Source organism: Streptomyces sp. NBC_00457, from assembly GCF_036014015.1.
Taxonomy (GTDB): Bacteria; Actinomycetota; Actinomycetes; order Streptomycetales; family Streptomycetaceae; genus Streptomyces.
On the sequence record NZ_CP107905.1, the window covers coordinates 10,271,207 to 10,285,320 of the forward strand.

At 70.0% G+C, this 14,114-nt stretch carries 16 protein-coding genes; 2 read left to right on the forward strand and 14 right to left on the reverse strand.

Annotation, left to right across the window (positions count from 1 at the left end; all coding sequences use genetic code 11):
- Window position 1: 1 nt before the first annotated feature.
- The 14 genes from OG828_RS46820 to OG828_RS46880 all read right to left on the reverse strand — a co-directional run bounded on the left by OG828_RS46820 (window position 2) and on the right by OG828_RS46880 (window position 11,856).
- Window positions 2–1,108: an ABC transporter substrate-binding protein gene (locus OG828_RS46820; RefSeq protein WP_328504592.1), complete on the reverse strand. Its 1,107-nt coding sequence runs from the start codon at window positions 1,106–1,108 to the stop codon at window positions 2–4.
- A gap of 105 nt (window positions 1,109–1,213) precedes the next feature.
- On the reverse strand, window positions 1,214–1,315 hold the full coding sequence (locus OG828_RS46825; protein ID WP_328371191.1) for a putative leader peptide: 102 nt from the start codon (window positions 1,313–1,315) through the stop codon (window positions 1,214–1,216).
- A gap of 142 nt (window positions 1,316–1,457) precedes the next feature.
- Window positions 1,458–1,916 (reverse strand): RrF2 family transcriptional regulator, encoded by a 459-nt coding sequence (locus OG828_RS46830; RefSeq protein WP_328504593.1) that lies wholly within the window; start codon window positions 1,914–1,916, stop codon window positions 1,458–1,460.
- Between the two features lie 93 nt (window positions 1,917–2,009).
- Entirely contained in the window at window positions 2,010–2,909 is a 900-nt protein-coding gene (locus OG828_RS46835; RefSeq protein WP_328504594.1) for a TauD/TfdA dioxygenase family protein, read from the reverse strand.
- Between the two features lie 75 nt (window positions 2,910–2,984).
- Window positions 2,985–3,143: a hypothetical protein gene (locus OG828_RS46840; RefSeq protein WP_328504595.1), complete on the reverse strand. Its 159-nt coding sequence runs from the start codon at window positions 3,141–3,143 to the stop codon at window positions 2,985–2,987.
- Window positions 3,144–3,467: 324 nt separating this feature from the next.
- On the reverse strand, window positions 3,468–4,418 hold the full coding sequence (locus OG828_RS46845; protein ID WP_328504596.1) for an ABC transporter permease: 951 nt from the start codon (window positions 4,416–4,418) through the stop codon (window positions 3,468–3,470).
- On the reverse strand, window positions 4,415–5,263 hold the full coding sequence (locus OG828_RS46850; RefSeq protein WP_328504597.1) for an ABC transporter ATP-binding protein: 849 nt from the start codon (window positions 5,261–5,263) through the stop codon (window positions 4,415–4,417). Before OG828_RS46850 ends, OG828_RS46845 begins: the two co-directional genes overlap by 4 nt.
- Window positions 5,264–5,267: 4 nt before the next feature.
- A complete protein-coding gene (locus OG828_RS46855; RefSeq protein WP_328504598.1) occupies window positions 5,268–6,314 on the reverse strand; it encodes an ABC transporter substrate-binding protein in 1,047 nt (348 codons plus the stop codon).
- Between the two features lie 132 nt (window positions 6,315–6,446).
- Window positions 6,447–6,536, reverse strand: coding sequence for a putative leader peptide (locus tag OG828_RS49770; RefSeq protein ID WP_443062537.1), 90 nt, complete (start codon window positions 6,534–6,536; stop codon window positions 6,447–6,449).
- 148 nt (window positions 6,537–6,684) lie between these two features.
- Window positions 6,685–7,467 carry a sulfite exporter TauE/SafE family protein gene (locus OG828_RS46860; protein ID WP_328504599.1) on the reverse strand — a complete coding sequence of 261 codons (783 nt, stop codon included), beginning with the start codon at window positions 7,465–7,467 and terminating at the stop codon, window positions 6,685–6,687.
- 132 nt (window positions 7,468–7,599) lie between these two features.
- Window positions 7,600–8,829: an acyl-CoA dehydrogenase family protein gene (locus OG828_RS46865; protein WP_328504600.1), complete on the reverse strand. Its 1,230-nt coding sequence runs from the start codon at window positions 8,827–8,829 to the stop codon at window positions 7,600–7,602.
- Between the two features lie 13 nt (window positions 8,830–8,842).
- Window positions 8,843–9,421, reverse strand: coding sequence for a winged helix-turn-helix domain-containing protein (locus tag OG828_RS46870; protein WP_328504601.1), 579 nt, complete (start codon window positions 9,419–9,421; stop codon window positions 8,843–8,845).
- 219 nt (window positions 9,422–9,640) lie between these two features.
- Window positions 9,641–11,617: an FAD/NAD(P)-binding protein gene (locus OG828_RS46875; RefSeq protein WP_328504602.1), complete on the reverse strand. Its 1,977-nt coding sequence runs from the start codon at window positions 11,615–11,617 to the stop codon at window positions 9,641–9,643.
- Window positions 11,614–11,856 carry a hypothetical protein gene (locus tag OG828_RS46880; protein ID WP_328442183.1) on the reverse strand — a complete coding sequence of 81 codons (243 nt, stop codon included), beginning with the start codon at window positions 11,854–11,856 and terminating at the stop codon, window positions 11,614–11,616. The genes OG828_RS46875 and OG828_RS46880 overlap by 4 nt, the downstream gene beginning before the upstream one ends.
- Window positions 11,857–12,453: 597 nt before the next feature.
- Between OG828_RS46880 and OG828_RS46885 the strand changes: the two genes are divergently transcribed.
- Window positions 12,454–13,590, forward strand: a complete 1,137-nt coding sequence (locus tag OG828_RS46885; protein ID WP_328442184.1) for an LLM class flavin-dependent oxidoreductase — start codon at window positions 12,454–12,456, stop codon at window positions 13,588–13,590.
- Window positions 13,587–14,102, forward strand: coding sequence for a GNAT family N-acetyltransferase (locus OG828_RS46890; protein ID WP_328504603.1), 516 nt, complete (start codon window positions 13,587–13,589; stop codon window positions 14,100–14,102). Before OG828_RS46885 ends, OG828_RS46890 begins: the two co-directional genes overlap by 4 nt.
- Window positions 14,103–14,114: the final 12 nt, after the last annotated feature.

Here is a 14,114-nt window from a genome sequence, read left to right on the forward strand (position 1 = left end):
GCTACTCGGCGCCGAGACCGGCGTCGGCGACCTGGTCCTTGCCCTCGGCCTTGAGGACCTTGTTGAGGGACGTGAGGTCGTAGATGCCCTTGAGGTCGGGCTTCTCCAGCAGGCCGGCCTTCACCGCGTGCTCCGCCTGGGTGTTGAGGGTGGCGGCCAGCGGGTCGTCGAGGAAGGTGATCGACTTCCAGGCCGGGTCGATGACCTCGGCGGGCAGGGCCTTGCCCGACAGCTCCTCCAGCGCCTCATTTGCGGAGGCCTTGGCCTTGTCCGGGTTGGCGTTGATCCACTCGTTGGTCTTCACCGAGCCGCGCAGCACGGCCTCGACGACGTCCGGGTGCTCCTTGAGGAAGTCCTGTCGCACGATGATGTTCGTGATCACGAATTTCTTGTCCGGCCACAGGTCGGCCTCGTCCAGCAGCACCTTGCCGCCCTCGGCGACGAGCTTGGACGCGGTCGGCTCCGGCACCCAGGCGCCGTCGATGGAGCCGGACTTGTAGGCGTCCGGCGTGATCTTGTTGTCGGTGCGGACCACGGAGACGTCGCCCTTGCCGCTCTCCGCGTCGACCTTCCAGCCTTGCTCCGAGATCCAGTTGAGCAGGGCGACGTCCTGGGTGTTGCCGAGTTGCGGGGTGGCGATCTTCTTGTCCTTGACGTCCTTCAGGGATTTGATCTTGTCCGGGTTGACGACGAGCTTCACACCGCCGGACGCCGAACCGCTGATGATGCGCAGGTTCTTGCCGCTCGACTTGGTGTAGCCGTTGATGGCGGGGGAGGGGCCGATCCAGCCGATGTCGATGGAGCCGGCGTTCAGCGCCTCGATCTCGGACGGGCCGGCGTTGAAGGTGGACGCCTTGATCTTGGTGCCGCCGAGCTCCTTCTGGAGTAGGCCTTCCTGGACGCCGACCAGCGCGGTGGCGTGCGTGAGGTTGGGGAAGTAGCCGATCTTCACTTCGTCGGTGGAGAGCTTCTTGGCGTCCGCCGCGACCTCGGTCTGCTTGCCGTCGTCGGTGGACTCGGCGCCGTAGCCGCAGGCGGTCAGCATCAGGGGGAGCGCCGCGAGGGCGGCGAAGGTGCGCAGGGTGGTGAGCGGTCTTGCGGCAGACACGGAGGTGTCCTCTCAGGGAAGGCGTTCAGGGACGTACGGCACGGAGGCATGGAGCCTGCTGGTGCACGCCGGCGCACCGGCGGTGCGTGCGGGCGCGGGGGAGTCTCAGACGAGCCGACAGATGGCGCTGGACGTACGGCCGAAGTCGATGTGGCGGCGCGAGGTCAGGAGGGGCAGCAACAAGTGCGTGCGGTTGCGCGTTCGCATGACGACCCCACCCCATCGATCCCTAGTTTTCCTACCTGACTGATGGGGATCGTGGCAGAAGGGAGCGTCCACCCCAAGGGGTTGTTCATATGATGGACGCCGAGATCTCGCTATTCGGGATCGGTGGTGATGGTGGCGCGTGTCAGGGGTTGACCCAGGCGCCCGGGGTGTTGGTCAACGCGGAGACATCGGCGGGCAGTTGGGCCGATGCGACGTCGGCGAGCGACACGCCTTCGAGGATCTCGCGCACGTTGGATCGCAGCGCGATCCACAGGGGGAGCAGTGACTCGGCGGGGCCGGTGTAGGACAGGTCCGGGGGACGGACCCCGCGCACCGAGACCAGCGGTCCCTCCACCGTGCGGATGACATCGGCGATGCTGATGGACTCGGCGAGCTTGGCCAGCCGGTAGCCGCCGTTGCCGCCGCGCTGGCTGAGGACGAGACCGCCCCGGCGCATGTCGTTCAGGATGCTTTCGAGGAATTTGTGCGGGATGTCCTGGGCGTCGGCGATGGCCTCCGCCTTCAGCGGCCCGTCGTCCCGTGAAGCGGCGAGCTGCAGTGCGGCACGTACCGCGTAGTCCGCTCTGGCTGAGATCCGCATGTGTGCATTGTCCCGTACGGCTCTTCGGTCGGCGTTCGTTGCGGCCGGGTCGCCGGGCAGGGACGGGTGTCCGTGCCCGGCGACCGCGGGGCATCAGGCCGAGGCGGGGGTGTAGTGGGAGGCGTCGTCGCCCTCGAGGACGTGGCTGAGGGTGCCGTCGACGCCGGCGGGGACGTCGCCCGCGACGGTCACCCGGTGCAGCAGGCGCGGCAGGTCGCCGTAGTCGTCGGGGGCGTAGTGCTGGGTGATGCGGTTGTCGAACAGGACGAGGTCGCCCGGTGTCCAGGCCACGCGCACGATGTTCTCGGGCCGGGTGACGTACGACTGGAAGATGCGCAGCAGGTCGCGGGAGTCGGAGGGACCGAGGCCGACGAAGCTCTGGGCGAAGCCGCCGATGAACAGCCCGCGCTCCCCGGTCTCGGGGTGGACGCGGACGACCGGGTGCACGGTGCGGTACTTCCGCGCGACGAACCGCCTGCGGTACTCGGCGGCCTTCTCGCTCTTCGGGGCGGCGTAGTCGTAGTCGTTGGTGTGTACGGCCCACAGCTTGTCGGCGAGCTCGCGCAGCGGCTCCGGGAGATCCCGGTAGGCGGCGGCCGCGTTGGCGATGAGGGTGTTACCGCCGTAGGGAGGGATCACGATGCCGCGCAGTGTGGACGCCTTCGGGGGCGTGCGGACGAAGGTGACGTCGGTGTGCCATTGGTTGGCGCGGATGCCCTCGTCGCCGTCGACGGGGAGGATGTTCGGCCTGCCCTCGACGGAGGGGACGGTCGGGTGTGCGGTGGTGAGCTCGCCGAAGAGGGAGGCGAAGCGGAGCTGGCCCGCGTCGTCCAGCCGCTGGTCGCGGAAGACCAACGCCTTGTGTTCCAGGAGCGCGGAGTTGATCTCGGTGACGACGGCGGGGTCGAGATCGGTGGAGAGGTCGACGCCGAGGATCTCGGCGCCGATCCGGCCGCCGATCCTGCGGACGTCGAAGCCGGTGCTGGTGGTCATGTGGCGGGGTTCCTTTCAGGAGGCCCTCAGCCGGTCGGGAGCTGACCGGCGAGGAGGTGATCAAGTGGGCGGTCGTCAGGAGGCGATGGGTGGGGAGGTTTCCTTGGCTCCCGGCTGTCCGAGGGAAGGGCCGACGGCCCATAGCGAGCCGGGGGAGCGGCTGCCCAGCAGGCTGCTGCGGGCCAGGTGGTCCTCGTCGCGGGCGGTGGAGTCGTCGGGGAGGCGGCGGGTCACGGGCGCGACGTACAGCGCGTCGGCCGACCGAGTCGAGCAGGCCGCGTTCGGCGGTTTGCGCGAGCTGCTGGAAGTAGCGCAGGTCGGTGACGCGTTCGGGCTGGGTGCGCGGGTGGCGCCAGGCGGCGTCGTGGTGGCCGGCGTTCACCAGGTAGGCGTTGAGATGCGGGCGTCTGGGGCTGGTCGCGGGCATGGGGTTCCTCGGATCGGGGGCGGTGAGACGCAAAGGGCAGGGAGGCGGGCGGGGCAGGAGGCGAGCGGGGCAGGAGGCGAGCGGGGCCCTGCGACGGAACCGGGTGGCGGTGGGACGAGCCGGCGGCCGGGTCAGTCGCCCGCGGGTGCGCGCCAGGAGCTGAGCCGCCGCTCGACGGCGACCAGGAACTGGTTGAAGGCAACGCCGATGGCGGAGATCGTGATGATGCCCGCGTACATCTGCGGGATCGCGAAGTTGTACTGGGAGGCGTTGATCAGATAGCCGAGGCCCGCCTTCGCGCCGATCATCTCCGCGGCGACCAGCACCAGAATGGACACCGCTCCGGCCAGCCGGATGCCGGTGAACATCACCGGCACCGACGCCGGCAGGATGACCTTCTGGAACAGCCGGGGCGCGGGCAGGTCCATCGACTTCGCCAGCTTCAGCAGGGTCGGGTCGACGTTGCGGACCGCGCTGATGGTGTTGAGCAGGATCGGCCAGGTGCACGCGTACACCACGATGGAGATCTTCGACGTCTCGCCGATGCCCAGCAGCAGCACGAACACCGGCAGCAGGGCCAGCGCGGCGGTGTTGCGGAACACCTCCAGCAACGGGCCGAGGAGGTCGGCGACCGGCCGGTACCAGCCGATCAGCAGGCCCAGCGGCACGGCCACGGCCACGGCGATACCGAATCCGCTGAACGAACGAGTCAGGCTGGCACGCGCGTTGTCGGCGAGCTGACCGTTCACGGCCAGCTCCCACCAGGCGCGCGCGACCTCGCTGAACGGCGGCAGGAAGGTCCGGTCGACCAGGCCGAACCGCGGGGCCGTCTCCCACAGCAGCACCAGAGCCAGGATCGCCGCGGACTTGGTTGCCCCCTTGACCAGCAGATTCGGCAGTCGGCGGGCCGCCTGGCGGTACCGGGCCGTCGCAGGGGCGATTCGGCGCTCGTCCGACGGCGATGCGCCCGGTGGCGTGGACGCCGCGTGCGTGGCGGAGGGAGGGCGAGGGATGGGCCCTGCGGTGCTCACAGAGTCCGGCGCCGTGCTCTTCTCGGTGGCCGTGCCGGATGTGGTGCTCATACGGAAACCGCCTCCCTCTCCAACTGCTGGGCCCTGGCCACCTCGTCCTGCAGCAGCGACCAGATCTCGTGCCGGTGTCGGGCGAACTCGGAACTGGAGCGGAGGTCGTCCGTCGCCGTACGGGAGCCGAAGGCGACCGGCACGACCTGCTTGATGCGGCCCGGTCTCGACGTCATGACGGCGACGCGCTGTCCCAGGTAGACGGCCTCGTCGATGCCGTGCGTGATGAAGACGACGGTCTTGCCGGTGCGCTGCCAGATGCGCAGCAGTTCGTCCTGGAGGGATTCCCGGGTCTGGGCGTCCAGTGCGGCGAACGGCTCGTCCATCAGGAGCACATCGGGGTCGTAGGCGAGGCTGCGGGCGATCGCCACCCGCTGCCGCATTCCGCCGGACAGCTCGTGCGGATGGCGGTTCTCGAAGCCGGACAGACCCACCAGGTCCAGGAACTCCCGGGCGCGGGCGGGTCGTTGGCGCCGTGGGACGCCGGTGGCCTCCAGACCGAACTCCACATTGCCCTGCGCCGTGCGCCACGGCAGCAGCGCGTACTGCTGGAAGACGATGCCCCGGTCCAGGCCCGGGCCGGTGACCGGTCGGCCGTCCAGCAGGATCCGCCCGGCGGTGGGCCGGGCGAGGCCAGCGAGCAGGTCCAGCAGCGTCGATTTACCGCAACCGCTGGGACCGACCAGGACGACGAACTCACCGGCCGCGATCTCCAGGTCGATGCCGTCGAGGGCGGTGAACCGGGTGGTCTGCCCATACCCCCTGCGGTCCTTGACGGGGAAGTCCTTCCGTACGTCCTCGAACACGACCTTGGGCGTCGTGGACTGCGTGGTGGATTCCGGCATGGGATCAGCTCCCGCTCTCGGTGGCGGAGGACGACTTCTGGTTGCCGTTGAACTCATTGGTATAGAGGTCCGACAACGTGACCTGGCCCTTCTGGATGTCACCGCGTTCGACCAGCCAGTCGATCCACGGCTTGAGTTCCTCACCGGTGATCAGGCCCGACTTCTCGGCGACGCCGTAGGAGCGCCAGTACTTCAAAGGCGCGGCGTCTTCGTTGCGGCCGCGCTTCTTCACGATCTCGGTCATCCGGGCGACGACCTCGTCGTGCGGAGTGGAACGGGACCAGTCGATGGCTCGTCCCACGGCGGTGACGAAGGTCCGGGCGGTGTCCGGGTTCTGGTTCAGGAATCGGTCGGTCATCACATACGTGCCGGCGCTGAAGGCGCCGAGCAGTTTGTAGTCCGTGAAAAGCGGGCGAATACCACCGGCCGCCAGTGCCTTGTCGCGCAGAATGCCGCCGAGTACGGCGACCTCGATCTGCTTCTGACGCAGCGATTGCTCGGTGTTGACCGGAGGCACCACGAGCGGCTCGACCTTGCCGATGTCCGCCCGGGACAGGCCGCCGCGCTGTAGATAGATGTCCAGCATGGCCTCGGAGTGGGCGCCGAGGGTGTTCATCCCGACCTTCGTGCCGATCAGGTCCCGGGGCGACCGTATCGGGCTGTCGTCGAGGACGTAGAAGCCGTTGTAGGCGTACTTGTCGGCGCCGTAGTAGCTGATGACGGACTTGATGGGGGCGTTGTTCGCGGCCAGTTTGACGACCGCGCCGTTGAACGCGCCGCCGAAGTCGACCTGGCCCGTGGCCGCGGTCTGGATGTCCTGCGGACCGCTGATCGTGTTACCGACCCACTTCAGCGTCACATCCTCCAAGTAGCCGAGGTCCTCGGCCAGTTCGGGCAAGATGACCTGGCCTGCCCAGCCCTGGTATCTGAGGGTCTTGGTCTGGTTCTTGGCGGCAGAGGCCCCGGACGCGGACGTGCCGCAGCTCACGGCCACCGCCGAAAGACCGAGCAGGGAGAGGAATTGGCGTCGGGTCGATGCCGTAGTGGCCATGGAAAGTTCCTGTTCAAAGGAATGGGGACTGACGTGAAATCGGGGGACGCAGGCACGCCCGTTCCAAAAGGGAAATGAGGCCGCGTCAGTTCGACGTGAAATGGAGCGGGAGAACGATGCCCTTCGGCCTGTTCAGCGGCCGACGGCACAGATGGCGCTGGCCTGACGTCGCAGATCGACGTGCAGGCGCGCGGCGAGGTTCTCGGACTTGCTCACAATCACGAGAGTTGCAGCGAAATCCAGCCGGGTCAATGTCGCTTGCGTATACGTCTCACATTCTCAATGGGCCGACATGCGAATGAAGTGCGGCGTTCACAATTCTCCGGATGGGGGGTGGCGTGGCGACTGCCGTTTGTGCCGGCCCCGGCCGTCAGCACAGTGACTGAACGGCATAGACGGCACCGAGGGCGGTGGCCAGGGTGCCGAGCAGGAGGCGCAGTGCGGTCTCGGGCAGCCGAGGTTGCAGATGTGCCCCGAGGTAGCCGCCGATCAGTCCGCCGAGACCGCAGGCCAGGCCGAGGTACCAGTCGGGGGCGATGTCACCGGAGCCGGTCAGGGACAACAGCGCGAAGGCCGCGGTACCGGCCACGGAGGTGGCGAACGTGGAGGCGAGGGCGGCCGGTGCCACCCGGGCGACGGGCATGCCCCGGCCGACCAGGACGGGGCCGAGGATGGATCCGCCGCCGATCCCGTAGATCCCGCCGACAACGCCGACGACCAGGGCCAGTCCGGTGACGGCTCGAGGAGAGGGTTCCGCGGCTTGGGCCGGCCGGGTGGGCTGGAGGGTGCGCCCGATCAGCCACAAGCCCAGCGGCATCAGCAGAGCCGCGACCAGAAGGCGGAACGCGGTGGCCCCCGGGACGGCGAAGACCCGTGCCACGGCGCCGATGACCACACCGGGCAGAGTGCCGGTCACCAGGCGGCGCGTCAGCGGGCTGTACAGAAGGCCCTCGCGGTGGTGGCGCAGCAGGGCGCCGGGGCCGGCCACCACGTTGTACAGCAGGTTGGTGGGCGTGACCGCGGGGCTGGGCACCCCGAGTGCGCTCAACTGCACGGGAAGCAGGAACACCGCTCCCGAAACGCCCACCGGCGCGGTCACCACCGCGATGAGCAGGCCGACGGCCAGACCTGCCAGCCCTGTTGACCATGTCACGGCAGCCCTCTGATTCGAACGTCCGGCCAGTATCGCCGCCGTGCTCTCCACTGCCGACCCTCAGGAACTGCGCAATCGGTCTCCCCGAACGTCCCCGACGTCCCCGAAGCCACCCACGTCCCCGCCTCTCGGTCAGGCGGGCAGGACGAACGGAGGGTGAGCGCCGTTGAGGAAGTAGTGGCCGACATCGCGGAGCCGGTGGGTGACGGGCTCGTACAGGGTGTGGGTCCGGGCATTGCGCCAGAACCGGTCGAAGCCCAGCCGCGCGGACGTGGAGCGGGCGCCGATGATGTCGAGGGCGCGGGTGGTGGACTCCTGCGCCGCCCTGGCCGCGGCGGCTTCGGCCATGGCCACGAGTGCGGAGATGTCGGCGGACTCGTCGTAGGTGAGGTCTTCGCCGCGTTCCAGCCCGCCGCGCACGGCTTCCAGTGCCTGATCGGTGAGTGCCGACGCGGAGCGGGTGAGGACGGTGAGTTCTCCGTAGGCGGTCTGCACTTGCGGGTCGTGCGGGGTACCGGCCGGCCAGTCGGGGAGCCAGGCCGCGCGGCCCGTCCTGCTGTACTCACGGGCTTCGGCGAGCACTCCCTCGGCCATGCCGAGAAGGAGCTGGGCGGAGAACAGACGCCCGACCGGAGATGCCAGGGCGGCCCGGGGCGACAGCAAGTCCTCGTCCGCGGACAGGGAGCCGAGCACGTCCTCGGCACCCACCCGTACGTCGTCGAACTCCACGCTGCCGCCGGCCGCGAGCCGGTGGCCGAAGGTGTCGGCGTCCCCGTCGATCGCCACACCGCGACGGGTGGGATCCACCACGACGGCGAGTGGTTCACCCGTGTCCTCCCGCACGGCGCGCACGGCGAGACGGTCGGCTACCAGGACCCCGGTGGTGTAGCTCTGCCGGCCGTCGAGCACCAGGCCCTTGGAGGTCTTGACCAGCATCAGAGGCGGCTCCTGACGCGCGAAACCGCCGCCCCAGCACCACTGTTCGGCCGCGGACCGTTCTTCCGTCTGCGCGGCGAGAGCGGGCCCGGCGAAGAACCGGGCGCTCCACGACAAGAAGTAGTGACAGCCGAGCAGTTGACCGATCGCGCCGTCGGCCGTGGCGATCTCCCGGACGACGGCGTAAGCCGTGAGCCAGTCCGGGCCGCCTGCCGGGGACTCGGCCGGCATCAGCAGCGTCAGCAGTCCCGCCTCGCGCAGCCGGGACACCTCGTCGAACGGAGCCTTGCCCGCCTGCTCCCTGGCCACCGCGTCCGTGGCCAGGTCGTCCGCCGCCTCGCGGGCCACGCGCAGCCAGTGCGCATGGCCGTGCCCGGTTCGGTCGGACGGCGAGGTGGGGCGGGACGGCGCGGAGGCAAGGCCCATGGAAGTGGTCTCCTCAAGGTCGGCCGCAGGGCGCGGCGTCGGGGCTCCCCTGCTGATCGGGCACGTACTTGTAGCCCACGCGCCGAACGGTGACGATCCGGTGTCGGTAGGCCTGGCCCAGCTTGCGGCGCAGGCGGGCGATGTGGACGTCCACGGTGCGGCCGTCGCCGACGTGGTCGTAGCCCCAGACGGCCGCCACCAACCCAGCGCGCGAATGCACGTGGTGGGGATACTGAACGAGACGCGCCAGCAGCTCGAACTCCAGGTAGGTGAGGTCGAGTTCGCGTCCGTCCACCTCGGCGACATGGCGCGCGGGATCGATGCGGACGGCGTCGTCTCCCGTGCGCCGGGCAGGGGCCGGGTCCGCTGCGTCCGCGGCGGCGACCGGTCGGATCTCAGGTCGCGGCCTGTCCTTGACGAAGAGTTCGGCCGGATCGGTGCCCTCGGGGACGAGCAGGAGGTAGCCGACGAGCGGCGCGGAAGTGTGTCCCCTAAGGCCCCTCTGCGCGGTGTCGCCCACCAGGCGGAGACGGGGCGTGTCGGAGAGCCGCGGATCGTGTGGGGTGGCCTGGGCCGGAAGTGCCGTGGTCATGGCGGTTGTCCCTCAGAAGTGTGTCGAGCCGTCAGGCGTTGTGGGTGACTTCGCGTGCCTTACGGGCGACAGCAGGCGGCACTGACGACGTGACCGAAGTCGACATGCCGGCGACGAACGAGTCGTTGCTGCTTACGGGACATGTGCATCATCCTGCGCACCCTCGGTGAACGCCGTCAAGGCTTCCCTAGTAATTCCATAGGGAAAGTAGGGAAGGTCTCACACTCTGAGAGGTCGGCCGTCCACCGGAGACGTCGCCGGCTCGGCCTCGGTGGCTCTCAGCGTGCGCAGGAGTGCGCGGGCGACCGCGTCGTTCTGGCGGAAAGCCGGCGCGTCGGTGTGCGGGCGGGCGAAGGCGGCGACGGCCCGGCTGCTGGTGGGGGCGCCGAGCGCGATGCGGCGGGGGTGGAGGTCGCCGAGGGACGGGTCGACGAGGTGGCCGTCCGCGGGGGAGACGGCGAGCAGGCCGGAGCGGTGGGTGTGGGTGAGGTCGGCGATGACCTCCTCGCTGAGGGCGCCGGTCCGGTGCAGGTCGCGCAGGAGGGCGTCCTCGCTGCGGTCGAGGGAGGGGCCCGGCAGGTACGCCTCGATCAGGGCCGTGGCGTGGGTGGTGTGGCCGGGGACGGTGGGGCTGATCGCGGTGAAGGTGCCGGCGGACTCGTCGGTGCCGATCCGGACACCGGCGCCCAGGAAGTGGACGATGCCGGCCCGGGACAGCGCCAGGAGTTGGCGCAGGCGGAAGCCGGGCGGGCCGGAGGCCAGGAAGCTGAAGAAGCCGTGCCACCAGCCGTCGAGTTCCTCGGCGACGGAACGGGCGGTCAGCCGTCCCGCGGCGACCAGGCCGGGCAGTTGGCCGTAGACGGAGAGCAGTCCTAGGAACGCTCCGAGGTCGGCGCTGAACCCCGGGTCCTCGCGGCGGGCGACATCCTCGGCGATGTGCTCGCGCAGGTGATCCTGGAACGCGTCCGCCGTCGGGAACACGAGGCCGTCCAGCGGACGGTCCAGAGCCTCGAAGTCCAGACGGTCCGTCGGATCGGGCACCGCCGTGGCGACGAGGGCCGCCATGTCGTCGTCGTACCAGCCCAGACGGTCGTACGCGGCGATGAAGTCCGCCCAGGGGAGAGCGGTGCGCCCGGGATGGGCGCGAAAGAGCTCGTGGTAGTGGCCGAAGCCGATCTCCTTCGCCATCAGCGGCCACACATCGCGCCGCAGGTCCAGCGGGCGTCCCCCGGCGAGCAGCGCATCGACCGCCTCGGGGCCGAAGTGGCGCGGCAGCGGGGGGCGGGGCCCTTGGAGTCGGTAGCGAGTCTTGGAGTGGTACGGCACTCCGCGCCGCGATCCGACGTGGAGGACGGGCTCGCGGCCCGAGGGGAGGTAGGTGAGGGTGCCGTCGGCCTGGGGGCGGAAGCTGCCGCCGCGGCCTTCGGTGAGCAGTGCCATCAGGTCGATGAAGGCCAGCCCGAAGCCGCGTAGGAGGACGTGTTCGCCGGGCCGCAGTCCGGACAGGTCGGCGTCGGCGGAGAACTCCGGCGGGAGGTGGATACGGCCGTGGCGGAGGGCGAAGGCGGCGTGGTCGCGGTGCTCGGCGCTGGGCGTGGAGCCGATGTGTCCCTGGGCGAGAACCACCAGGTCGGCGGTGAGCGGAGAGGTGCGCTCGGCCAGGTGCACGTGTTGCGGGCCGTCCGAGGGGCCGGTGACGGCGGTGGCGGTGGTGCGGTGCCACTCGACGGTGACCGACGGTGGCAGCTCTGTGAGGGCCTTGCGGAACACCCAGTCCAGGTAGGCGCTCTGGGCACGGCGGGTGGGGAAGTCCGTCCCGGCGAGCGTGCGCAGTTCGGCGAGCACCTCCGGGTCGGCGGGCTCGGTGTACGGGGCGTGACGCGGGATCCGGTCGGCGAACTGGGCGGCCCATTCGGCGAGCGAGGGGCCGGGCCGTACCGGGCCCTCGATGGTGGTCGACTCGTCGGTGAACATGGTGACGTCCTCGGCCATGGAGTTCATCCGCAGCAGCGCCGACTGCTCGTGTCGCCAGACGCGTCCCGGGCCGGGCGGGTGCGGATCCACCAGGTGGATCCGCAACTCCCGTGTCCCGTCCCACAGTTCGGGTGCGTTGGCGGCGATGCGCTCCAGCAGCCCCGTGGCGCGCGGCCCCGCGCCGACGACGACCAGGACGGCCGTGGAAGGGGTGGTGCTCACCGGTCACCGCCGATCACCGGGCGGGCGCCGGCGGCCGTCGCCGCGTTCGGCCGGTGGCGTAGGGCGGTCAGGTGGCCGCGCGGCCGTTGCAGCGGAGTGGGGTACCGGCCCACCACGTCCCACTGGTAAGCCCGGTTGCGGACAACGGAGTTGAGCACCATCGCGAAGAGCAGCAGGGCGCCCGCCCGATTCGGTGGCTTCGTGGCAGGGGTCGGCGTGACTTCGGAAGACGTGACCATCGGGAGGCTCTCCGGGGGAGGGAATCGCGGGCGTGGGTGACCCTCGGGGCACTCGCAGGGAGCGCAACGGCACAGGCGCTGCGTCCATACGGTGCGGCCGGGGCTCGGCGTCGTCACCTTCGCCGCGTCCCTCAACGCGGCCGGAGAGGCTGCCGCGCATCGCGGAGCCGATCCGCCGTCGATCGTATGTGCCCACAGCACTGATGTGTCAACAACGCGTGGGAGAGGGCAGGTCGAGGCGGTCCGGCATTCAGGCCCTGCTTGACGAACAGCACGATGTACTGCTCAATTGACCGCATGAATGCCCAGCAGCGCTTGGTCTCGCGCGACCACATCGACTTCGGTCGGGTGTGGTCCGCGGCGTGTTGCGCCTGACTCGGCAGCGGGCCGTCTGACCGGCCCTTCCCTCCCTCGGTGACCCCGTCGCGGGCCGAGTTCTCCCTTCACGCGCGCTGCCGCAACCCCGCCTCTCCCGACGCCCTGCGTCGTCACGCCTGCACCGAACCGTCCTCTTCCTGACGGTCTGTCACTCATGCCTCCACGCAAGGCCATTCCGCCATGCCTGCGTGCGGTCGTCGCTCCCGAAAGGCCACCCCCATGCCCGTGGAGTTCCTCGGCATCGCCGCCACCAACGACGGCTCCGAAACCACGCCGCGCTCCGGCGCCGCATTCGACAAGGACTACACGCTCCGGCTCGCCCGGGCACACGAGGACCACGGCTGGGACCGGGTGCTGTTCGCCTACGGCTCCGGATCGCCGGATCCCGCACCGGCCGCCGCGTACATCGCGAGCAGGCTGGAGCGCCTGCAGATCCTGCTCGCCCACCGGCCCAACGTCTCCTACCCCACCTACGCCGCCAAGACCTTCGCCACCCTCGACCAGATCAGCGAGGGCCGCCTGACCGTGCACTTCATCACCGGCGGCAACGACCACGAACAGGGCCGCGAGGGCGACACCCTCACCAAGGACGAGCGCTACGCCCGCACCAGCGAGTACATCCGTGTCGTCAAGAAGATCTGGACCACCCATGAGCCCTTCGACCACGAGGGCGAGCACTACCGCTTCCACGACTTCGTGAGCGACGTCTTCCCGGTCCAACAGCCCCGCCCGAACGTCTCGTTCGGCGGCTCGTCGCCCGCCGCGTACGCCGCCGGTGGCGCCGAGGCGGACATCTACTGCCTGTGGGGCGAGCCCCTGGCGAAGACCGCCGAGCAGATCGAGCAGGTGAAGGCCGCAGCGAAGGTGGCGGGCCGCACCGACGTGCCCCGTATCCAGGTCGCCTTCCGCCCGATCATCGCCCCGACCGAGGAGTTGGCCTGGGAGAAGGCCCACCGCACGGTCGGCGCGATCAAGGCCCGCAAGGAGAAGGGCGAGGCGATCACCAAGCGCCACAACGGGTCGGCACAGCCTCAGAACACCGGCTCACAGCGGCTGATCGCCATCGCCGAGGCGGGGGAGCGCTACGACCGCGCCCTGTGGACCCCGACGGCCGCCGCCACTGGGGGAGCCGGCAACTCCAACGCCCTCGTCGGCACCCCGGAGACCGTGGCCCAGGCCCTCCTCGACTACTACGACCTCGGCGTCGACATCCTCTCCGCCCGCGGCTACGACCTGCTGGGCGATGCCATCGACTTCGGCCGGTACGTGATCCCGATCGTCCGCGAGGAGGTCGCCAGGCGCGACGCCGAGCGGGCGGCACGCGTGACGCAGACCCCGGCGGCGGTGAACGGATGACGTCCGCACCGGAGTTGACGGTCATCCAGGTGCCCGTCTCGGACCCCCGGGTCGAGCCCCTGCTGCGCGAACTCGGCCGCGAGTACTCCGCCCGCTACGGCAAGGACGCGCACGCCGAGATCTCCCGCTACCCCGACGAGGAGTTCACCGAGCCGTACGGCGGTCAGCTCCTCCTGCTGCTGGAGGGCGGCGAGCCCGTCGCGGGCGGCGCCTTCCGCCGGTACGACCCGACCACGGCCGAGCTGAAGCGGATCTGGACGCACTCCGCGCACCGCAGACGCGGCCTCGCCCGCCGTGTCATCGCCGAGCTGGAGCGCGAGGCGGGCGCACGCGGCTACCGGCGGATCTACCTGACGACCGGCCCACGCCAGCCCGAGGCCCGCGGCCTGTACCTGGCCACCGGCTACACACCGCTGTTCGACACGGAGGCCGACCCGGAAACCATCGGCCCACTGCCGTTCGAGAAGCACCTCAACGTCACGTCGCGTATCAACCCACCCAAGTACACCTGAGAGTTGAGCAGG

Coding starts and splice junctions, on each gene's coding strand:
- OG828_RS46825 (WP_328371191.1), bottom strand. CDS start 1,315: ATGCGAACGCGCAACCGCACGCACTTGTTGCTGCCCCTCCTGACCTCG.
- OG828_RS46830 (WP_328504593.1), bottom strand. CDS start 1,916: ATGCGGATCTCAGCCAGAGCGGACTACGCGGTACGTGCCGCACTGCAG.
- OG828_RS46835 (WP_328504594.1), bottom strand. CDS start 2,909: ATGACCACCAGCACCGGCTTCGACGTCCGCAGGATCGGCGGCCGGATC.
- OG828_RS46845 (WP_328504596.1), bottom strand. CDS start 4,418: ATGAGCACCACATCCGGCACGGCCACCGAGAAGAGCACGGCGCCGGAC.
- OG828_RS46850 (WP_328504597.1), bottom strand. CDS start 5,263: ATGCCGGAATCCACCACGCAGTCCACGACGCCCAAGGTCGTGTTCGAG.
- OG828_RS46855 (WP_328504598.1), bottom strand. CDS start 6,314: ATGGCCACTACGGCATCGACCCGACGCCAATTCCTCTCCCTGCTCGGT.
- OG828_RS46865 (WP_328504600.1), bottom strand. CDS start 8,829: ATGGGCCTTGCCTCCGCGCCGTCCCGCCCCACCTCGCCGTCCGACCGA.
- OG828_RS46870 (WP_328504601.1), bottom strand. CDS start 9,421: ATGACCACGGCACTTCCGGCCCAGGCCACCCCACACGATCCGCGGCTC.
- OG828_RS46880 (WP_328442183.1), bottom strand. CDS start 11,856: ATGGTCACGTCTTCCGAAGTCACGCCGACCCCTGCCACGAAGCCACCG.
- OG828_RS46885 (WP_328442184.1), top strand. CDS start 12,454: ATGCCCGTGGAGTTCCTCGGCATCGCCGCCACCAACGACGGCTCCGAA.
- OG828_RS46890 (WP_328504603.1), top strand. CDS start 13,587: ATGACGTCCGCACCGGAGTTGACGGTCATCCAGGTGCCCGTCTCGGAC.